At 49.9% G+C, this 21,769-nt stretch carries 19 protein-coding genes; 9 read left to right on the top strand and 10 right to left on the bottom strand.

The features are described from left to right. Positions 1-109 precede the first annotated feature (109 nt). A complete protein-coding gene (glnA, locus tag FQZ95_RS02090; protein WP_001271718.1) occupies positions 110-1,519 on the bottom strand; it encodes a glutamate--ammonia ligase in 1,410 nt (469 codons plus the stop codon). Between the two features lie 372 nt (positions 1,520-1,891). On the opposite strand from glnA, the gene typA reads away from it, so the two are divergent. The 4 genes from typA to FQZ95_RS02110 all read left to right on the top strand — a co-directional run bounded on the left by typA (position 1,892) and on the right by FQZ95_RS02110 (position 6,998). Further along, positions 1,892-3,715, top strand: coding sequence for a ribosome-dependent GTPase TypA (gene typA / locus FQZ95_RS02095; RefSeq protein ID WP_000570668.1), 1,824 nt, complete (start codon positions 1,892-1,894; stop codon positions 3,713-3,715). Positions 3,716-3,931: 216 nt separating this feature from the next. Further along, entirely contained in the window at positions 3,932-4,642 is a 711-nt protein-coding gene (locus FQZ95_RS02100) for a GntR family transcriptional regulator (protein WP_000829805.1), read from the top strand. Between the two features lie 7 nt (positions 4,643-4,649). Beyond that, positions 4,650-5,630, top strand: a complete 981-nt coding sequence (locus tag FQZ95_RS02105; RefSeq protein WP_160529830.1) for a sugar phosphate isomerase/epimerase family protein — start codon at positions 4,650-4,652, stop codon at positions 5,628-5,630. Positions 5,631-5,732: 102 nt separating this feature from the next. Next, a complete protein-coding gene (locus FQZ95_RS02110; protein ID WP_000956330.1) occupies positions 5,733-6,998 on the top strand; it encodes an MFS transporter in 1,266 nt (421 codons plus the stop codon). Between the two features lie 90 nt (positions 6,999-7,088). Here the strand turns inward: FQZ95_RS02110 and ompL are convergent, their stop codons facing one another. From ompL to yihU, 9 genes are all read right to left on the bottom strand, one after another. Further along, positions 7,089-7,781, bottom strand: coding sequence for a porin OmpL (gene ompL, locus FQZ95_RS02115; RefSeq protein ID WP_160529831.1), 693 nt, complete (start codon positions 7,779-7,781; stop codon positions 7,089-7,091). 66 nt (positions 7,782-7,847) lie between these two features. Beyond that, entirely contained in the window at positions 7,848-9,251 is a 1,404-nt protein-coding gene (locus tag FQZ95_RS02120; protein WP_160529832.1) for an MFS transporter, read from the bottom strand. Positions 9,252-9,291: 40 nt separating this feature from the next. Further along, positions 9,292-10,677 (bottom strand): MFS transporter, encoded by a 1,386-nt coding sequence (locus FQZ95_RS02125; RefSeq protein ID WP_001586503.1) that lies wholly within the window; start codon positions 10,675-10,677, stop codon positions 9,292-9,294. A gap of 45 nt (positions 10,678-10,722) precedes the next feature. Beyond that, on the bottom strand, positions 10,723-12,759 hold the full coding sequence (gene yihQ / locus FQZ95_RS02130) for a sulfoquinovosidase (protein WP_160529833.1): 2,037 nt from the start codon (positions 12,757-12,759) through the stop codon (positions 10,723-10,725). Positions 12,760-12,866: 107 nt separating this feature from the next. Then, positions 12,867-13,742 carry a sulfite exporter TauE/SafE family protein gene (locus FQZ95_RS02135; protein WP_000345431.1) on the bottom strand — a complete coding sequence of 292 codons (876 nt, stop codon included), beginning with the start codon at positions 13,740-13,742 and terminating at the stop codon, positions 12,867-12,869. Positions 13,743-13,802: 60 nt separating this feature from the next. Next, entirely contained in the window at positions 13,803-14,705 is a 903-nt protein-coding gene (locus FQZ95_RS02140; protein WP_123059743.1) for an aldose-1-epimerase, read from the bottom strand. 118 nt (positions 14,706-14,823) lie between these two features. Continuing rightward, the gene (gene yihS / locus FQZ95_RS02145; protein WP_000870914.1) at positions 14,824-16,065 is read right to left on the bottom strand and encodes a sulfoquinovose isomerase; all 1,242 of its coding nucleotides are present in this window, start codon (positions 16,063-16,065) and stop codon (positions 14,824-14,826) included. 15 nt (positions 16,066-16,080) lie between these two features. Beyond that, positions 16,081-16,959: a sulfofructosephosphate aldolase gene (gene yihT / locus FQZ95_RS02150; RefSeq protein ID WP_042002952.1), complete on the bottom strand. Its 879-nt coding sequence runs from the start codon at positions 16,957-16,959 to the stop codon at positions 16,081-16,083. Positions 16,960-16,982: 23 nt separating this feature from the next. Then, on the bottom strand, positions 16,983-17,879 hold the full coding sequence (gene yihU / locus FQZ95_RS02155) for a sulfolactaldehyde 3-reductase (protein ID WP_160529834.1): 897 nt from the start codon (positions 17,877-17,879) through the stop codon (positions 16,983-16,985). A 167-nt stretch (positions 17,880-18,046) separates the two neighbouring features. Between yihU and yihV the strand changes: the two genes are divergently transcribed. The 5 genes from yihV to dtd all read left to right on the top strand — a co-directional run bounded on the left by yihV (position 18,047) and on the right by dtd (position 21,760). After that, a complete protein-coding gene (yihV, locus tag FQZ95_RS02160; RefSeq protein WP_088542136.1) occupies positions 18,047-18,943 on the top strand; it encodes a sulfofructose kinase in 897 nt (298 codons plus the stop codon). A 33-nt stretch (positions 18,944-18,976) separates the two neighbouring features. Next, entirely contained in the window at positions 18,977-19,762 is a 786-nt protein-coding gene (locus FQZ95_RS02165; RefSeq protein WP_000059678.1) for a DeoR/GlpR family DNA-binding transcription regulator, read from the top strand. 98 nt (positions 19,763-19,860) lie between these two features. Then, positions 19,861-20,460 (top strand): glucose-1-phosphatase, encoded by a 600-nt coding sequence (gene yihX / locus FQZ95_RS02170; RefSeq protein WP_160529835.1) that lies wholly within the window; start codon positions 19,861-19,863, stop codon positions 20,458-20,460. After that, positions 20,454-21,326: a virulence factor BrkB family protein gene (locus FQZ95_RS02175; RefSeq protein ID WP_032185608.1), complete on the top strand. Its 873-nt coding sequence runs from the start codon at positions 20,454-20,456 to the stop codon at positions 21,324-21,326. Before yihX ends, FQZ95_RS02175 begins: the two co-directional genes overlap by 7 nt. Further along, positions 21,323-21,760, top strand: a complete 438-nt coding sequence (gene dtd, locus FQZ95_RS02180; protein ID WP_000560978.1) for a D-aminoacyl-tRNA deacylase — start codon at positions 21,323-21,325, stop codon at positions 21,758-21,760. Before FQZ95_RS02175 ends, dtd begins: the two co-directional genes overlap by 4 nt. Positions 21,761-21,769 lie beyond the last annotated feature (9 nt).

Below are 21,769 nucleotides of genomic sequence, written 5' to 3' on the forward strand. Positions count from 1 at the left end.
GAAGCATCAAAGAAGTTACGGAGAAAAAAGCCCATGCAGAGATGGGCTGAAAGTTTCCACGGCAACTAAATCCCGGCCTTCTTTGCACCGGGTAGTACAACTTCAACTATTAGACGCTGTAGTACAGCTCAAACTCTACCGGATGCGGAGTCATACGCACGCGGTCATTTTCTTCGCGACGCAGAGCGATGTACGCATCAATGGCTTCGTCAGTGAACACGCCACCGGCTTTCAGGAACTCGCGGTCCAGATCCAGTTCGTTCAGTGCTTCTTCCAGAGAGCCTGCAACCTGTGGGATCTCTTTCGCTTCTTCTGGCGGCAGGTCATACAGGTTTTTGTCCATGGCTTCGCCTGGGTGGATCTTGTTCTTGATACCATCAAGACCGGCCATCAGCAGGGCAGCAAAGCACAGGTACGGGTTAGCCGCTGGGTCCGGGAAACGGACTTCGATACGACGTGCTTTCGGAGAAGAAACCACTGGAATACGGATAGACGCAGAACGGTTGCGTGCAGAGTAAGCCAGCATTACCGGTGCTTCGTAGCCCGGGACCAGACGCTTGTAAGAGTTGGTGGTCGGGTTTGCCAGGGCGTTAATTGCTTTAGCGTGTTTGATTACGCCGCCAATGTAGTACAACGCCTGCTCAGACAGACCTGCATATTTGTCGCCAGCGAACAGGTTGACGCCGTTTTTAGACAGTGACATGTGGCAGTGCATACCGGAGCCGTTATCACCGAACATCGGTTTTGGCATAAAGGTCGCGGTTTTACCGAAGCGGTGTGCTACGTTGTGCACAACATATTTGTAGATCTGAATTTCGTCAGCTTTTTTGGTCATGGTATTGAAGCGGGTAGCCACTTCGTTCTGACCAGCAGTCGCTACTTCGTGGTGATGGGCTTCAACTACCAGGCCCATCTGTTCCATCACCAGACACATTTCAGAACGGATATCCTGAGCAGAGTCTACCGGCGGAACCGGGAAGTAACCGCCTTTCACTGCCGGACGGTGACCTTTGTTACCACCTTCGTATTGGGTGGAGGAGTTCCATGCGCCTTCGATATCGTCGATAGCAACGTGGGAACCGGAGATAGAAGATCCGAAACGGATGTCATCGAACAGGAAGAATTCAGGTTCTGGCCCGAACAGTACGGTGTCGGCAATGCCAGTAGAACGCAGGTAATCTTCAGCGCGCTTCGCGATGGAACGCGGGTCACGGTCATAGCCTTGCAGGGTGCCTGGTTCAAGGATATCGCAACGGATAATCAGGGTAGAGTCCGCGAAGAACGGGTCAATCACTGCGGTGGATGCGTCTGGCATCAGCACCATGTCGGATTCGTTAATGCCTTTCCAGCCGCCAATCGAGGAGCCGTCAAACATTTTGCCTTCTTCGAAGAATTCAGCATTCACCTGATGAGCAGGGATAGTGACGTGCTGTTCTTTACCTTTGGTGTCGGTGAAGCGCAAATCAACAAACTTCACTTCGTGCTCGTTCAGCATCGTCAGTACGTGTTCAGCGGACATACTTTAACTCTCCTGGATTGGTCATGGTCGTCGTGGTAACGAAATCTGCAATTATTTTGGCCGTGTCGCCGTAAAAAAGATAAAGCGAAAACTGTGCCAACTTTTAAATTGCCCCTAAAAGGCGTTATCATGCTTAACATCGTGCAAAAGGGCTGCACCATGATGTGAATGTTGCACCAATATAGTGCTTCAATGGAAACATTAAGCACCATATTGGTGCAATGACCTTTGGATAACCCTTTTTATGCTCCGTGAAAGCGATCACAAAGGGACTCTGCAATACTTGTTTGCGGAGGATGTTTGTGATCCTGTTTTGTAGTGCGATTAATCCGTGTACAATAACGCGCTATTTCTAATGCCTGAGGCAAAGTTGTGATCGAAAAATTGCGTAATATCGCCATCATCGCGCACGTAGACCATGGTAAAACCACCCTGGTAGACAAGCTGCTCCAACAATCCGGTACGTTCGACTCTCGTGCCGAAACCCAAGAGCGCGTGATGGACTCCAACGATTTGGAGAAAGAGCGTGGGATTACCATCCTCGCGAAAAACACCGCTATCAAATGGAATGATTACCGTATCAACATCGTTGATACCCCGGGGCACGCCGACTTCGGTGGTGAAGTTGAACGTGTAATGTCCATGGTAGACTCAGTGCTGCTGGTGGTTGACGCATTTGACGGCCCGATGCCGCAAACGCGCTTCGTAACCAAAAAAGCGTTTGCTTACGGCCTGAAGCCGATTGTTGTTATCAACAAAGTTGACCGCCCTGGCGCGCGTCCTGATTGGGTTGTGGATCAGGTATTCGATCTGTTCGTTAACCTCGACGCGACCGACGAGCAACTGGACTTCCCGATCGTTTACGCTTCTGCGCTGAACGGTATCGCCGGTCTGGACCACGAAGATATGGCGGAAGACATGACCCCGCTGTATCAGGCAATTGTTGACCACGTTCCTGCGCCGGACGTTGACCTTGACGGTCCGTTCCAGATGCAGATTTCTCAGCTCGATTACAACAGCTATGTTGGCGTTATCGGCATTGGCCGCATCAAGCGCGGTAAAGTGAAGCCGAACCAGCAAGTTACTATCATCGATAGCGAAGGCAAAACCCGCAACGCGAAAGTCGGTAAAGTGCTGGGCCACCTCGGTCTGGAACGTATCGAAACCGATCTGGCGGAAGCTGGCGATATCGTGGCGATCACGGGCCTGGGCGAACTGAACATTTCTGACACCGTTTGCGACACGCAAAACGTTGAAGCGCTGCCGGCACTCTCCGTTGATGAGCCGACCGTTTCTATGTTCTTCTGCGTTAACACCTCACCGTTCTGCGGTAAAGAAGGTAAGTTCGTAACGTCTCGTCAGATTCTGGATCGTCTGAACAAAGAACTGGTACACAACGTTGCGCTGCGCGTAGAAGAAACTGAAGACGCCGATGCGTTCCGCGTTTCTGGTCGTGGCGAACTGCACCTGTCTGTTCTGATCGAAAACATGCGTCGTGAAGGTTTCGAACTGGCGGTATCCCGTCCGAAAGTTATCTTCCGTGAAATCGACGGTCGTAAACAAGAGCCGTATGAAAACGTGACTCTGGACGTTGAAGAACAGCATCAGGGTTCTGTAATGCAGGCGCTGGGCGAACGTAAAGGCGACCTGAAAAACATGAATCCAGACGGTAAAGGCCGCGTACGTCTCGACTACGTGATCCCAAGCCGTGGTCTGATTGGCTTCCGTTCTGAGTTCATGACCATGACCTCTGGTACGGGTCTGTTGTACTCCACCTTCAGCCACTATGACGACGTACGTCCGGGTGAAGTGGGTCAGCGTCAGAACGGCGTACTGATCTCTAACGGTCAGGGTAAAGCGGTAGCGTTCGCGCTGTTCGGTCTGCAGGATCGTGGTAAGCTGTTCCTCGGTCACGGTGCCGAAGTTTACGAAGGTCAGATTATCGGTATTCACAGCCGTTCTAACGACCTGACTGTAAACTGTCTGACCGGTAAGAAACTGACCAACATGCGTGCTTCCGGTACTGACGAAGCCGTTGTTCTGGTTCCGCCTATCCGCATGACTCTGGAACAAGCTCTGGAGTTCATCGATGATGACGAACTGGTAGAAGTGACTCCGACCTCTATCCGTATTCGTAAACGTCACCTGACGGAAAACGATCGTCGTCGCGCCAACCGCGCACCGAAAGACGATTAATTTCGTTTTTTAGTCATAAAAAACCTGCCAGCGATGGCAGGTTTTTTTTTGCCTGTCGTAAGTTCTCACCAGTGCGAGTATCTCCCTTATAAGTTTGTGGTTACGTCAATAGAGAGCTTTGTCACAATTATCTGCAAAGTCATACGCTGTTAATTGCTTTCTTTTTTGGCGTAAGCGTAAGATGCCTCATCTGGTTTAAACCAAAAGGATTAAACAATGGCGGAGAATCAATCCACCGTAGAAAATGCAAAAGAGAAACTGGATCGGTGGTTGAAAGATGGCATCACCACGCCGGGTGGAAAACTCCCTTCAGAAAGAGAGTTGGGAGAGCTGCTGGGCATTAAACGTATGACGTTACGCCAGGCGTTGCTGAACCTTGAGGCAGAATCCAAAATTTTCCGTAAGGATCGTAAAGGGTGGTTCGTGACTCAGCCGCGATTTAATTACAGTCCGGAGCTGTCGGCGAGCTTTCAGCGGGCCGCAATTGAGCAAGGGCGGGAACCTTCCTGGGGTTTTACTGAGAAAAGCCGTACCAGCGACATTCCCGAGACGCTCGCGCCACTGGTTGCAGTGACGCCATCAACTGAACTCTATCGCATTACCGGCTGGGGGGCGCTGGAAGGACATAAAGTTTTCTATCACGAAACATATATTAATCCTGAAGTTGCCCCAGGTTTTATAGAGCAACTTGAAAACCACTCATTTTCTTCAGTCTGGGAAAAATGCTACCAAAAAGAGACGGTAGTAAAAAAACTGGTTTTCAAACCCGTAAGAATGCCGGGTGATATCAGTAAATTTCTTGGCGGTTCAGCGGGCATGCCTGCGATCTTAATTGAAAAACATCGCGCTGACCAGCAAGGCAATATTGTCCAGATAGATATTGAATATTGGCGATTTGAGGCCGTGGATCTCATCATTAATCTGTAGGTGTTTTATGGTGACAATAAATAACGCAAGAAAGATTCTACAACGTGTCGATACTCTTCCTCTTTATTTGCATGCCTACGCTTTTCATTTAAATATGCGGCTGGAAAGAGTATTGCCAGCTGATTTACTTGATATTGCGAGTGAAAATAATCTGCGAGGCGTAAAAATTCATGTTCTGGATGGCGAACGTTTTTCTTTGGGCAATATGGCAGATAAAGAACTCTCTGCCTTTGGCGATAAAGCCCGCCATCTGAACCTTGATATTCATATTGAAACCAGTGCCTCAGATAAGGCATCTATTGACGAAGCCGTTGCCATTGCGTTGAAAACAGGGGCATCGTCAGTGCGTTTTTATCCGCGTTATGAAGGTAATTTGCGCGACGTATTATCGATCATCGCTAACGACATTGCCTATGTGCGGGAAGCGTATCAGGACAGCGGCCTGACCTTTACGATCGAACAGCATGAAGATTTAAAAAGCCATGAACTGGTGTCGCTGGTCAGAGGGAGTGAGATGGAGTCTCTTTCCTTACTGTTTGATTTTGCGAACATGATCAATGCAAATGAACATCCCATAGACGCTTTAAAAACGATGGCACCACATATTACCCAGGTCCATATCAAAGATGCCTTGATTGTTAAAGAACAAGGTGGCCTGGGCCATAAAGCCTGTATTTCAGGTCAGGGAGATATGCCATTTAAAGAATTATTAACGCACCTTATCTGCTTGGGTGATGATGAGCCACAGGTGACAGCGTATGGCCTGGAAGAAGAGGTTGATTATTATGCTCCGGCGTTCCGCTTTGAAGACGAAGATGATAATCCGTGGATCCCTTATCGCCAGATGAGTGAAACACCACTGCCAGAAAATCATTTACTGGATGCGCGGTTACGTAAAGAAAAAGAAGATGCAATTAATCAGATAAATCATGTGCGTAACGTACTACAACAAATCAAACAAGAGGCAAGCCATCTTCTGAACCACTAATAAGCTTTAACTCATCCGCTGTTAATAAAAACCATTCCATAAGAATGGCCGGTATCTTATTGCCTTTAGAACAGTGATTTTCAAAATCGCTTAGGGGATGTTATGCTCACGAAAAAGAAATGGGCGTTATTTAGTCTATTAACACTGTGTGGCGGTACAATTTATAAATTACCGTCGTTGAAAGATGCGTTTTATATCCCGATGCAGGAATATTTCCATTTGACCAATGGTCAAATTGGTAATGCTATGTCGGTAAACTCATTTGTCACCACAGTGGGCTTTTTTCTGTCTATTTATTTTGCCGATAAACTACCGCGCAGATACACCATGTCATTCTCACTCATTGCGACAGGATTACTGGGTGTTTATTTGACGACAATGCCGGGGTATTGGGGCATCCTCTTTGTCTGGGCGCTATTTGGCGTTACCTGCGACATGATGAACTGGCCTGTCTTGCTCAAGTCGGTAAGTCGACTGGGCAATAGCGAACAACAAGGTCGTTTGTTTGGCTTCTTCGAAACAGGGCGTGGAATTGTCGATACTGTGGTGGCATTTTCTGCGTTGGCAGTATTTACCTGGTTTGGCAGTGGCTTGTTGGGCTTTAAAGCGGGTATCTGGTTCTATTCCCTTATTGTGATTGCCGTGGGCGTTATCATTTTCTTTGTACTCAATGACAAAGAAGAGGCACCGTCCGTGGAGGTGAAAAAAGAAGACGAAGCATCGCAAAACACCAGTATGACTTCGGTGCTGAGAGATAAAACCATCTGGCTTATCGCTTTCAACGTCTTCTTCGTTTACGCGGTTTACTGTGGCCTGACATTCTTCATTCCATTCCTGAAAAACATCTATCTGCTGCCCGTTGCGCTGGTGGGTGCTTACGGCATCATTAACCAATACTGTCTGAAAATGATCGGTGGACCGATTGGTGGCATGATTTCAGATAAGATCCTGAAATCGCCGAGTAAATATCTATGCTACACCTTTATCATCAGTACCGCTGCGCTCGTACTGTTGATTATGCTGCCGCACGAAAGTATGCCGGTCTATTTAGGGATGGCCTGTACATTAGGCTTTGGCGCGATAGTCTTTACACAGCGAGCCGTATTTTTTGCACCTATCGGCGAAGCAAAAATTGCTGAAAATAAAACAGGCGCGGCGATGGCGTTGGGTAGCTTTATCGGTTACGCCCCGGCGATGTTCTGCTTCAGTCTGTATGGTTACATTCTGGATTTAAATCCGGGGATTATTGGCTACAAAATCGTGTTTGGCATTATGGCCTGCTTCGCATTCTGTGGTGCGGTGGTTTCCGTAATGCTGGTTAAGCGTATTAGCCAACGTAAGAAAGAGATGCTGGCGGCTGAAGCTTAATTAGTGGCCGGATGTGCTTAATCCGGCCAACGAAAACCGTATCAACCGTAGGCCGGATAAGGCGTTTACGCCGCATCCGGCAGTTTCACATCAGAAGAAATACTTCGTCCCGATACGAATCTGGTTTTGCTCGCGGTGGTATGGTTCGACATTACGATCTAACCAGCGTAATTCGAAATAAGGGAGCCAGTTTTCGTTAATACGGTAACGGAAGGTATTAGTGATTTCCCAGTGATGATCTTTTCCATTGCTGCTATTGAAGTCATTTATGCGTATGAAATAATGTGGCTCAAATGTATAGGAGAATTTATCGGTGATTTTGAAATTCCAGTAGGTACCAATTTCATAGGTGTCATTATTATCCAGCTCCCCGTTCAAATCTGTTGAACTGTAGTTATTATGGTTATAGCGATTTCGCACTGTCAGATTAAACCATGGTACAAATTTATAGTTGACGTCCAGATATACTGCACCACCGGAACCGGTGCTTTTATCATTAATTAAGCCACCGGGTTGGATGGTTAATTTATCGGTTGGTTTGAATAAAGGATACCAACCTTCAATTTCATTGTAGCCATGTTTAAGCTCATCTTCTCTCTGAAAATTATAGGTATTGGTTAACATGATACCCGCACCCATATCGAAGTTATAACCTACACGTAGCATAATTTCTGCCTGATCGGAGGCGAGATTATATGCCTCCCTGTTTTCGACGTATGCGCCAGCAAATACCGAGGCAGAGGTCAGAGAGGATAATAGAATTATTGCATTAATCTTTTTCATAATAAGTCCATTTTTAAACGTAGGGAGGCCGCCACCCACCAGGATGGAAATAGCGGCTATTGACATTTATAACGTTAAGGAAGCCGTTTTTTCTTCTGTCGCCATCTCTTTATTTTTGCGTTGGTTGATTTCCTCAATAATCAATGCAAACCGTTTTTCATTGAGTGTGTAAAAGAATCCCATCGTCAATGCAGCAATAATTGCCAGTGCACAAGGCCAGATAAAAATGAGCTGACGCAAACCCTGTAATGTCGCATCGCTTTGCGCGATGTTGGGAACATAACCGATTTGCGTCAGCATAATGCCTGGCAAGAAGCCAGCAAGTGCGGCTGAAATTTTACGAAAGAAGGTATAACCGGTATAAACAGAACCTTCGGCACGTATACCTGTTTTCCATTCACCATAATCTACGGTATCCGGTACCAGTGCCCAGTTCAGGCTGTTCACAAAGGCCGTGCCAAAAAAGGCGACACAAGAGAACATGACGAAGGTGAACGAATTACTGCCCCAGCAATAATTCAGGATATCCCCCACCGCCCACAGCACCATGCCAGCTAAATAAACCTGTTTTTTACCAAAACATTTTACAGTTAATGGCACCAGCAATACGCCGATGAGGATGCATCCCATACTGAAGAATCCCATCCACGACAATAAATTAATATCATTCAGCACATACTGGGTGTAATAGACCTGAATTGCCAGTTTGATATTAAATGCCGCCAGGGTACACAGGTTAGCAATGCATAAAACCAGCAATGGCGGATTACGAAATATCGCGCAAAAAGATTTGAGAATACTGGCTTTATGTCCGGTTGGCGTCGTGTCCACATAATGCTCTTTGACGCCTCTGTAGCACAGCATCATAAAAATAAAGCCACCAATGGAGAACATCAGTGCCGCGCAGGCATAACCGACAGTGGAGTCAGAAAAAAGCGACTGCAATGGAATAAATGCTACGGTACAAATCAATAGCCCTATGGTTGCACCACCCTGGCGGTAAGCCGCAAGCTGCGCGCGCTCATTGGGGTTTTTGGTAATGGCCGGGATCATCGCGCCATACGAGCAGTTCATCAGACTGTATGAAAGTCCAAACATCATAAACAGCGCGGTGGCAATCGTCGTTTTAACCGGCAAACTAAAGGTGGTGGCGATAAACTGGAGCGTTGCAATTAACGCCGCCGGAACCGCTGCATATAAAATAAAGGGACGAAATTTGCCTTTAGGCCCAATATTTTTCCGCGAGTCGAGTAAAAATCCGGTGAGCATATCGGTAAACGCGGTAAAGAATTTCGCCACCAGAAAGATAATCCCGCCATAGTAAGCAGGCATCCCTAATTCATCGGTATAAAATTTGAGGAGATACAGAGTGCCGATGCTAAGCATTAAATTCGAACCGACGTCGCCCATGCCATAAGCGATTTTTTCCCGCAGATTCAGTTTTAATGTCAGTGGATTATGGTCAGACATAATCACTCCTTATAACGCCCCGCAGGGCGTTGTTTATTATTTATGCCGTGCGTTTACGGGCTTCTATTTCTTCAACAATGCGGACGTACATTTTCTCGTTCAGACTGTAGAAGCAACCCATCGCCACAATGGTGACTACCGCCAGTGCGCTTGGGTAGATGAAGATCAGCTGGCGTAAACCTTCGATGGTATGGTCAGCCTGCGCCACGTTTGGCACATAGCCGATTTGCGTCAGCATCCAGCCTGGGAAGAAACCTGCCAGCGCCTGAGATACTTTGCGAAAGAAGGTGAAGCCGGTGTAGACCGTACCTTCCGAACGAACGCCGGTGCGCCACTCGCCGTACTCGACGGTGTCAGAAACCAGCGCCCAGTTCAGGCTGTTAACAAACGCTGAGCCGAAGAACGCCAGGCAGGAGAACGCCACAAAGCTGACCGAGCCGCCGCCGAAGAAATAGTTGAGCAGATCGCCCAGCACCCAGATCAGCAGACCGCCGATATAGACTTTCTTCTTACCAAAACGTCTGACTGCACCAGGCATCAGGAACACGCCGATGAAAATACAGCCCATGCTGAAAAATCCCATATATGACAACAGGATGGGATCGTTAAGCACGTACTGGGTGTAATAGACCTGAATGGCGAGCTTGACGTTAAATGCCCCTAAGGTACAGAGGTTAGCAATGCACAAAATGAACAGCGGGCGGTTACCGGCAATCGCACGGAAAGATTGCAACAAGCCTGGCTTTTGCGCCGGATTTGCAGGTTGCGTTTCGACATAACGCTCTTTCACGCCCGAATAGCAGATCCACATAAACAGCAGGCCGAACAGTGAAAACAGCGTGGCGGCGAAGATATAGCCAATTTGCTGATTACCCTCGATAAGATTCATAACCGGCACGAATCCCACCGTACAAAGCAGCAGGCCCAATGTAGCGCCACCCTGACGCCATGCCGCCAGTGATGCGCGTTCGTTGGGGTTTTTGGTAATAGCGGGGACCATTGCGCCATAAGAGCAGTTCATCATGCTGAAAAACAGCCCGTAGAGCATAAACAGGATAGTGGCCATCACCGTTTTACCGGTGACATCAAACGGTGTGCCGACAAAGTTGGCGATCGCCAGTAAGGTGACCGGGAATGACGCATACAGAATAAAAGGACGGAACTTACCTTTTGGACCGATCTTGCGTCGGGAATCGAGCATGATGCCGGTACCCATGTCGGTAAAGGCAGTAAAGAATTTCGAGATCAAAAAGATAATACCGCCATAGGTGCCGGGCAGCCCCAGAACGTCGGTATAAAACTTCAAAAGATAAAGCGTGCCGATATCCAGCAGGATGTTAGAGGCCAGATCGCCGATACCGTAAGAGAGTTTCTCTTTAAAGGGCAGGCGTAAAGTAGCCGGATCTTCCGTTGTGATGTGACTCATCGTTGTTCTCCCTGTGCCCGTGAGTTTCCCCACGGGCGGACGTGATTAGATGCTTTTTAACGACGCGAACAGTGCCGCCCATTTGCTATCGGCGCGATAAAAGACCGGCGGTTTACCGATGGGCGCATTAACGGTAACTTCCCCGCCCCGGAACGCTTCACCTGTCCAGGCGTGGACCCAGTTATCCTCCGGCAGATAGAGCGTCCAGTCGCTACGGCCTTGTTCATGCACCGGAGCGACCAGAATGTCGCGGCCTAACAGGTACTGATATTTCAGGGTGTAGGTGTGTGCATCGTCTTCGTAGTGCAGGAACAGCGGGCGCATAACCGGCAGGCCGGACTTCGCGTTCTGTGCGACGGCGTCTTTGAGGTAAGGTTTCAGGGTGGTGAAGACGGTGGTCATACGGGCAAAATGGGCGATGGTTTCCGCGTCGCCGTCAAACTGCCAGTTGTCGCCAGGACGGTTACCTTCGTGGGTGCGCATCATCGGCGTGAAGGCGCTGAAATCGCACCAGCGCAGCAGCAGCTCTTTGCTGCGCTTCATCTCAAACAGGGTGGTGTAACCGCCAATGTCACTGTGATGCAGGCCATGCCCGGTCATCGCCAGCGAGAGCGCCGCCGGAACAACCGACGCCAGGCCATCGTCCAGACTCCAGTCGACGTTCTGGTCGCCCGCCCACATCATGGTGGAGTATTTCTGGCTACCGGTAGAACCGGCGCGCATAAAGAAAAGGATCTCGCCAAGCTTGCCCGTTTCTTCAAGGGCTTCGTAGTTACATTTCGCCCACAGTGCGGGCCAGGCGTTATGCATAATTTCGGCGCTAACGCCGTTATGCAGATACGTATCGGTCGGCAAATATTCGCCAAAATCTGCCATCCAGCCGCCGCAGCCCAATTCGATCATGTTTTTCTTGATGACTTCTTTGAACCAGGAATAGGCTTCAGGATTGGTCAAATCGACAACGCCGCCATAGAACTCACCAAACTCCACCAGATAGTCACCGCCAGAGGCATCTTTTGCCAGATAGCCGTGTGAAGCCGCCTCGGCGCAGAGGTCCTTATCGCTGGCAACATACGGGTTGATGTAGGCGAGGAACTGCACGCCTTCTTCTTTCCATTGCTTGATGCGGGAATCTAACTGTGGGTAGTTTTCACTGTTCCACTTCCAGTTCCACATCACACGTTTGCCAAAAGAGGTCATACGGATCCCGGACCAGTCCTGCGCCCAGATGCCGTTAACCTTCACACCCGCGTTACGCATGGTGTCCAGTTTCTTCTGACACACTTCCGTCCCACCCTGAATGCCGAGCGTTACCCCGTCATAAATCCAGTCGGGCAGTTCTGGCTGACGTCCCAGCAGGGCAGTTAATTTTTCCAGCAGGGAGATGTATGTATCAGCACATTCAAAACGCAGTGTTGCTTTGTCTTCCCACAGCGCCAGTTCATGGTATTCCGGGGCACTAAAGTCGAAGTTCATATAGCAACTGTTATCAACATGGCAGTAATACTTCTGCGTGCTGACAAAAGTAGGCTGCGGGAAGAAAGTCCAGTAATAGTCGCCGCCCGCGTTCTCTTTGCAGTCGGCCTGCCAGGTGACATAGGTTTGTTTGTTGCGACCAACGCCTTGTTCACTGGTCCATAGCGGGAACGGTTTGCCGCGCAGATCAAAGTAGGAGAATTGTTCGCCGCAGCCGTAGATATGGTCCTCTGGTTGTGCGGCAAGACGCAGCCAGATGCGGTTGTGGTGATGGTTGTCGTTTTGTAGTTCCAGCAATAAACGGCCCTGATCGTCGGCAGAGATACGCAGCGTGGCGTTAATGTCAGAACCACGGCTGAAATGGATTAACCAGCCATCCGGTGACTGGCTGACGATGGCGTCGGTGAGCGCAATCTTCTCCTCCAATTTATCTTTAATGCTGAAATTACCGCGGAACATATCGATATCCGCTATACCTGAGCCAATCCATAAACAAGGATTATCTTTACTATGGGTTAAAATAAGACGGCCCTGAAAACGTAGGGTAAGACAGTCGTTATTCTGATGAAGTTGAAAATCTAATAACTGTGGGCGTGGCGTATCCATAAATAATCTCCATAGAGTATAAAATTAATATTTCATGCCATCCTGTTATTACAGGTTTCATTAATCAAAGAATGTGTGCGGGTATAAATTAAAACCCGCGCAAGTGATTATTTACTTTCTTCAGCTCGGCGGATTGCCGCCACTTTTTTACCAAATGCCAGTTGCAGTATAACTAACAAGGTAAACGGAGGCAGAAGTGCGGCAGCGGCGGGAATTCCCAACGCACCTTTTATCAACATAGAACCGGAGGCAATCAACAATAAAAAGACCATCACACGAAACACTTTGACCGAAATGCGTTTATGCACATATTGTCCAATCAGTGAACCGAGGATCATGGTGGGAATACAAAACAGCACCAGTTTAAAGATAGAAACAGTCAAAATTCCGCTGGTCGCCAGCCCGCCGATCACCGCGATGTTGTTTGCGGTGAAGAAAGCGTTCAGAGTGCCGCGAAATGCCGCCGGACCTAAGTTACGCAGCATCCCGTAGATAACCATCGGCGGCCCGTTGGTTGAGAACGCCGCGCCTAATGCGCCAGCTACTGCGCCGATAGGTGCGGCGATCCAGTTACGGTCATAAATCGGCAAGCGAGGAATAAACATGCTGTAAAAGGAGTAGAGGATAAGAAATCCACCTAAGCCCACTTTCATAAAATGGTCGGGTAAATATGACAGCGCATATAAACCGACGGGTATTCCCAAAAATGAGAAAATAATCAGCACCATTGCCGAGCGCCAATCCGTTTCTTTGCGTGATAGCCAGGTGGCGTACAAGGCGGTTGCGGTGCCGACAATTACCGAAAGTGGTGTTGCCATTTTTACGGGGAGCATTAACGTGACGAGTGGCATGGTGGTTAAACCGCCACCAAATCCCGCGCATATCCCCACAAAGGTATAAAGAAACATCAACGCGATAACGATACATACCACGTTTGTTTCCAGCATGGCCCCATCTGGCGAAAATAACGTAAAAAAGTCCATAATATTTCCTGTTGTGTAAATACAACCCTAAACAATAATCTCGTTCTTTTCTTAATAAAATTAATTGTGCTGCCCGTGAATATTAAAAAACAGGCGGTGCGTTTTTCCTGGTTCCAGTAATAATAAGTCGATACCTGAATTAAAGGCGTTAGGCGGGCAACTCATAGGTTCAACTGCCAGTCCCTGACGCTGTAATTTTTCGCCGCTATAAACCTGCACCCAGGGTTGATCGGAACAAAGACTCACCGACAGCGCCTGCTGTGGATGGGTAATGGTCATTTCCCACAGATCATTAGCGGTTTTAAAGGTATGGTCTATTTTTGTCGCGGCTATTTTTGTCGCCCGCGTGAAATTTAAATTCAGCTCATCAACGTGGTGAAGCGTTGTCGGATTTGCGTGCTCATCGACGGCATAAACCTGTTCTGCCGGAAGCTGGAAAAGATAGTCATCAACAGATGTTAAGTTGCAGGTTAAATAAGGATGAATACCCACACCATAAGGTGCGGTCACAGTACCAATATTCTGGCTTGCGATCTCAACGGAAAGGCCCGTGCGAGCATTGAGCGAATAAACAACCTGCGAAGCCAGCATAAACGGATAGCCGTAACTGGGCGGTAGAAAAGCTGTCAGGGTAACGCTGGTGGCGGTTAATTCGCTAATTTGCCAGTCTCGCCAGGCAAGCAGCCCGTGAATAGCGGCTTTTGAACTATGTTCATTAATGGGTAACTGATATTCCTGTCCCTGATAGCGGTAACAGCCGTTGGCGATCCGGTTCGGCCACGGAATAAGCACTTTACCCAGATGCGCCAGCGGCATCTCTTCGGGTTTGTGCGGGATGACTAAATGACAACCCTGAAAAGTTAATTCAGCCAGACCAGCACCAACCGTCACGATAGTCGCGTGATAATCCCCCGCGGCAAGTGAAACGGTTTGTCCACTGCAATGCATGTTGGTGATTTGCATACGAGGCACCTTAATTAAAAAACGGCATACAGCCTCCCATGAGGCTGATGTCAAACCAAAAAACTGCGCCGGGCGGTCCCCTCTCCCCTTTGGGGAGAGGGTTAGGGTTTTCAGTCAGTTATTTGGCATTCACGTCCAGCAGACCCGCCGCAACTGCCGGTGCCAGGCCTGGTGCTAACGGGATACGCGGGATCACCAGGCAATGCAGCAGGTGGTAAATATCCTGTTTACCGTCCCAGACTTTGGTGGTGACCTTGTTGTCCGCATCCAGCTCCTGCCACCAGGAACCGTTTTCGTAGTCCATCAGGTACTTAATGCAGTAGTCCCACCATGTCTGATACCAGGTTTCGTACTGGCGATCGCCGGTGACGGTGTAGAGCGCATAAGCTGTACCCATCGCTTCGACGATAGGCCAACGCACACGTTCGCGGACCACCGGTTTGCCTTCCCAGTCAACGGTATAAACAATCCCGTCGGCACCATCGGGCGCCCAGGCATCGCGCACGGTGGCGTTGAACAGACCTTTGGCATCTTCTAGCAACCAGGCCGGAGGCTGTTCGCAACGGGCTTCCAGGGCAGCGTGGATATGCAGCATTAAACGGCCCCATTCGATCCAGTGGCCCGGCGTGCCTCCGAATGCGCGGAAGCGGTGCGCCGGGTTATCTTTGTTGTAATCCGGCAGCGGATTCCACTGGGTATCGAAGTGCTCGTTAACGCGATAATGATTATTTCTGGCGACGTCGTGGATAATGACGGAAGCCACGCGAATCGCGCGATCCAGCCATTTTTTGTCATGCGTTACGTCATAAACAATCAAGAAAGCTTCCACCGCGTGCATATTGGCATTGCCGCCGCGGTACTCTTCGGTTTTGCTGAAGGCTTCGTCCCAGGATTCCAGGCACATCTGCTCTTCTTCGCTCCAGAAGTATTTCTCGATAATTTCAATGGTGTAATCGAGCAGCTTACGCGCTTCCGGGTGACCCGTTGTGACGGCACTGGCGGCACCCAGCAGGGCAAAGAAATGTTGATAGCCCTGTTTGGAGGCATCCACCACGCCCTCGTCATTGACACAGGCATACCAGCCGCCATATTTTTTATCGCGCAGTGCGCCGTTCATGGCTTTGATACCATGATCAACCAACGAGTAAGCGCCAGGTCGACCCATCGCCGCAGCAACGGAATACACGTGCAACATACGGGCGGTGATCCACAGATGGGTGCCCATCTCTTCTTTGATTTGCCCTTTATTGCCTAACCAGCCAAAGCCAGTCGGTACTACGGAATTTTTACCAAAATCAAAGATGCGATCGGTTTCCTGTTCCAGCCAACGGTTGTGACTTAAGGTGTTAAACCATTTCATTTTTGTATCCTCATCTTAACGGCGTTTAGCCATCATTTCGTCGACGATATCGCCAAGTTGTTGTAATTTCGGTGCGCAAACGTCACGCAGCATCAGCTCGTTGTCCGGTAAACCGACAACCGATGCCCAGACGGCACGACCAGCCAGGAAGCCCGATGCACCCGCTGTCATTGCCACGCGTACGGCACGCGGGAACAGTTTTTCGTCGACGCCGGATGAGAGGATCACCCACGGCATATTGATATGGTCATTCAGACGTTGTGAAGCACTGAGAAGCTCTTGTTGCGGACCTTTTCCGTAAAGCGGCATTTCAACTTTGTAGAGGTCAGCGCCACTGTCGCCCAGCTCTTTGGCGGCATCGATGATCGCTTGTTCGCGATCGAATTTATCGCCACGACGCGGCGGGCGAACAACCGGCTCAATGATGCTCACCAGACCGTTTGAATGGCACAGTTCGTTGAACTCTTTCACCATATTCAGGCGTTGCTGCGCATCTTCATCGCTACGCCACAGCACCAGCAGTTTTAAGGCTTTACCGCCGTCTTGTTTGATTTGTAGCGGGTTGATTTTGCGGTCAATGACTACGCTATCTACCGGAATACCGTTGCCAGGGATGAACTCATCGGCGGCGACAATCATGGCGCAACTTTTGGCAATCGCGTTTTGCTCAACCACCTGGCGGTAGCAGAATTGTTGATCTACCAGAATCGCCGATGCATAAGGTGAAAGGGCCTTCGCGGCGTTAACTTTGAAATCAGTTAAAACGCTATCGGCTACTGGAGCGGGGGCGCCAGCCGCGGCAAACATCATGCGCATGGCTTCGCGCTGATCGACCGCCAGCATGGCAAAACCGCCCGATGCGCGCGTAATGTCGTTGATGGTGTACTTATTCATTCATTTATTCCTTTATCCAGTCGTTACATTTTTACTTTGGCAGTCATCCCGGCACTGACACGGACCTGCTCCAGAATGGCGGACCAGTCCTGGCGACCTCGACCCGCTGCGCGCGCCTGGCTATAAACCTCCCGTGAGGCGGCCCCCAGCGGCATCGGCACATGCAACTGGTTGGCGACATCGAGGGCGATGCCAAGATCCTTATGGGCAAGATCGATCATGAAGGCGGGAGAGAGATCTCCACTGAGGACTTTGTTCGGCCAGGAAGTGGTGAAGTGGCCTTTACCGGCGGCAGTACCGCTCATTACCTTGACGGCAACATCGAAGGGAAGATTCAGGGCTTCGCACAAAACGGCGGCTTCTGCCGACAACGCATTGAGCGCTATGCTCATGTAGTTGTTGATAAGCTTAACGCGGATCCCCATGCCCGGACCGCCCGCGTTGATCAACTCGCTGCCCATCGCCATCAGGATCGGCGTGGCGCGTTCAACTTGTTCAGCAGTGCCGCCAGCCAACAGGAGCAGAGTACCGGTAATGGCATTTGCGGAAGTACGGCCAACCGGAACATCCATCATGCTGAAGCCTCTGACCTGCATATCAGCAATCAATTTATCGGTTTGCAGGGGGTGGATGGTCGACATATCAATGACCAGCGCATCGGAAGATAAGCTCTCACAAATGCCGTTTTCACCGAACAACACGTGACGCACCAGATCGCCATTCGGCAACATGGTAATGATAAATTCGGCACCTTTAGCGGCCTGCGCTGGGTTAGCAGCGGGAGTCGCCCCTTTGTCTACCAGATGCTGTACAGCTTCGGCATTCACATCGAAGACGCAAAGTTGATGCCCTTGCTGCAATAAATTGCTCGCCATTGGCGAACCCATTTGTCCTAAACCGATAAACGCGATTGCTGCCATAACCCTCTCCTGAATACAGTGATGTCACTTTTTGTCATTTATGACATGCCTTGTTTGTCTGTTTTTGATCGTATTTGTAATTTATCGTCAAAAAATTGACAGCCGTCACTTTTTAAACAATTGATGAAATTAAAATGAACGCATCCCAAAATGCTTAAGGAATGACCATGATTCGTGTTGCTTGTGTAGGAATTACCGTGATGGATCGCATCTATTACGTGGAAGGGTTGCCGACGGAGAGCGGTAAATACGTGGCAAAAAATTATACGGAAGTTGGCGGCGGGCCAGCGGCTACAGCAGCAGTTGCGGCGGCCAGACTGGGTGCGCAGGTCGATTTTATTGGTCGCGTCGGTGACGACGACACGGGCAACAGCCTGCTGGCAGAGCTGGAATCCTGGGGCGTTAACACCCGTTACACCAAACGGTATAACCAGGCGAAATCTTCGCAATCCGCCATCATGGTGGATGCCAAAGGCGAGCGAATCATCATTAACTATCCCAGCCCGGACCTGCTGCCTGACGCAGAGTGGTTGGAGGAAATTGATTTCTCTCAGTGGGACGTGGTGCTGGCAGATGTACGCTGGCACGACGGCGCGAAAAAAGCCTTCACCCTGGCCCGGCAGGTGGGCGTGATGACCGTGCTGGACGGTGATATTACGCCGCAGGATATCAGTGAGCTGGTGGCGTTAAGCGATCATGCCGCTTTTTCAGAACCGGGTCTGGCGCGGCTAACGGGCGTGAAAGAGATGGCGAGTGCCCTAAAACAGGCACAAACGCTCACAAATGGACATGTCTATGTTACTCAGGGCAGTGCAGGCTGTGACTGGCTGGAGAATGGCGGGCGACAGCATCAGCCAGCTTTCAAAGTTGATGTGGTAGATACTACTGGTGCGGGCGATGTTTTTCACGGCGCATTGGCGGTGGCGCTGGCAACAGGTGGAGATTTAGCGGATTCCGTCCGCTTTGCCAGCGGTGTGGCGGCGTTAAAATGCACGCGTCCCGGTGGGCGTGCCGGGATCCCTGACTGTGATCAAACCCGATCTTTTTTGTCACTTTTTGTATAAAATGCCAGGGTGATGGTTTTTCGAGGAATTTTCATGAGCCTTACCGAACTGACCGGTAACCCGCGGCACGACCAACTCCTCATGCTGATCGCCGAGCGTGGGTATATGAATATTGATGAGCTGGCAAATCTGCTGGATGTTTCCACGCAGACGGTCCGCCGGGATATTCGTAAATTAAGCGAGCAAGGGCTGATCACGCGCCATCACGGTGGCGCGGGTCGGGCCTCCAGCGTCGTTAATACGGCGTTCGAACAGCGTGAGGTTTCGCAAACTGAAGAGAAAAAAGCGATTGCCGAAGCGGTGGCAGACTATATTCCTGATGGATCGACAATATTTATCACCATCGGTACGACTGTCGAACATGTCGCCCGGGCGTTACTTAACCATAATCATTTGCGGATAATCACGAACAGCCTGCGTGTGGCGCATATTCTGTACCACAACCCGCGCTTTGAAGTGATGGTGCCCGGCGGTACGTTGCGCTCTCATAATAGCGGGATCATTGGCCCTTCAGCGGCTTCCTTTGTGGCCGATTTTCGGGCTGATTATCTGGTAACAAGCGTTGGGGCGATTGAGAGCGATGGCGCGTTGATGGAGTTTGATGTAAACGAAGCTAACGTGGTGAAAACGATGATGGCGCACGCGAGAAATATTCTGCTGGTCGCCGATCACACTAAGTATCATGCTTCGGCGGCGGTTGAAATTGGTAACGTGGCACAGGTCACTGCGCTCTTTACCGACGAGCTGCCGCCCGCTGCGCTAAAATCACGCTTACAAGACAGCCAAATTGAAATCATCCTTCCCCAGGAAGACGCGTAGAATTTTGTGACCGTTGACCTTGCTTCATACCTGACCACATAGCCAAACCCATCCTTTCCCGCTACAGTTAATTTCTTGTGGCGCGAAAGGAGGCAAAAATGCTCTATATCTTTGATTTAGGTAATGTGATTGTCGATATCGACTTTAACCGTGTGCTGGGAGCCTGGAGCGATTTAACGCGTGTTCCCCTGGCTACGCTTAAGAAGAGTTTCCACATGGGCGAGGCGTTTCATCAGCATGAGCGTGGGGAAATTAGCGACGAAGCGTTCGCAGAGGCGCTGTGTCATGAGATGGCTCTACCGCTAAGCTATGAGCAGTTTTCCCACGGCTGGCAGGCGGTGTTTGTCGCGCTGCGCCCGGAAGTGATCGCCATCATGCATAAACTGCGTGAGCAGGGTCATCGTGTGGTGGTGCTTTCCAATACTAACCGCCTACATACCACCTTCTGGCCGGAGGAATACCCGGAAATCCGTGCTGCTGCTGACCATATCTATCTGTCGCAAGATCTAGGGATGCGCAAACCTGAAGCACGAATTTACCAGCATGTTTTGCAGGCGGAAGGTTTTTCAGCCAGCGATACGGTCTTTTTCGATGACAACGCCGATAATATAGAAGGAGCAAATCAGCTAGGTATTACCAGTATTCTGGTGAAAGATAAAACCACCATCCCGGACTATTTCGCGAAGGTGTTATGCTAAAAAACATTCAGGACAAAGCCAGGCACCGTACCCGTCCGCTATGGGCCTGGCTAAAACTACTCTGGCAACGCATTGATGAGGACAATATGACAACCCTGGCAGGTAATCTTGCCTATGTGTCGTTGCTCTCATTAGTGCCGCTGGTTGCCGTTGTTTTTGCGCTTTTCGCCGCTTTTCCCATGTTTTCCGACGTCAGTATTCAGTTGCGTCACTTCATTTTTGCCAACTTTCTGCCCGCAACTGGCGATGTTATTCAGCGATATATCGAACAATTTGTTGCCAATTCCAACAAGATGACCGCCGTTGGGGCGTGTGGGCTGATCGTCACAGCATTATTGCTGATGTACTCCATCGATAGCGCGTTGAATACCATCTGGCGCAGTAAACGAGCGCGACCAAAAATTTACTCGTTTGCCGTGTACTGGATGATTTTAACGCTGGGGCCGCTGCTGGCAGGGGCCAGTCTGGCGATCAGCTCCTATCTGCTCTCTCTGCGTTGGGCAAGCGATCTCAATACTGTCATTGACAATGTGCTGCGTATTTTTCCGTTGCTGTTGTCGTGGATCTCCTTCTGGTTACTGTACAGCATTGTTCCTACTATCCGCGTACCTAATCGCGACGCGATTGTCGGTGCGTTTGTCGCCGCACTCCTGTTCGAAGCAGGAAAGAAAGGTTTCGCGCTTTATATCACCATGTTCCCGTCATACCAGCTCATTTACGGCGTGCTGGCGGTGATCCCCATTCTCTTTGTCTGGGTCTACTGGACATGGTGTATCGTCTTGCTTGGCGCGGAAATTACTGTCACTCTCGGGGAATACCGCAAACTAAAACAAGCAGCTGAACAAGAAGAAGACGACGAACCATGATTGCATTAATTCAACGCGTAACCCGTGCCAGCGTCACCGTGGAGGGAGAAGTGACGGGCGAAATTGGCGCGGGACTTTTGGTGTTATTGGGTGTCGAAAAGGATGACGACGAACAGAAAGCAAACCGTCTGTGCGAGCGTGTGCTTGGCTATCGCATCTTCAGCGATGCCGATGGCAAGATGAATCTCAACGTGCAACAGGCGGGCGGCAGTGTGCTGGTGGTTTCCCAGTTTACCCTCGCCGCAGATACCGAACGGGGGATGCGCCCAAGTTTCTCCAAAGGCGCATCACCGGATCGCGCAGAGGCGTTATATGACTATTTCGTCGAACGCTGCCGTCAGCAAGAGATGAACACGCAAACAGGACGCTTCGCTGCGGATATGCAGGTATCGCTGGTCAATGATGGCCCCGTAACATTCTGGTTGCAGGTATGAGCCAGCTTC

It is taken from the genome of Escherichia sp. HH41S, from assembly GCF_009820115.1.
GTDB classification, from domain to species: Bacteria; Pseudomonadota; Gammaproteobacteria; order Enterobacterales; family Enterobacteriaceae; genus Escherichia; species Escherichia coli_F.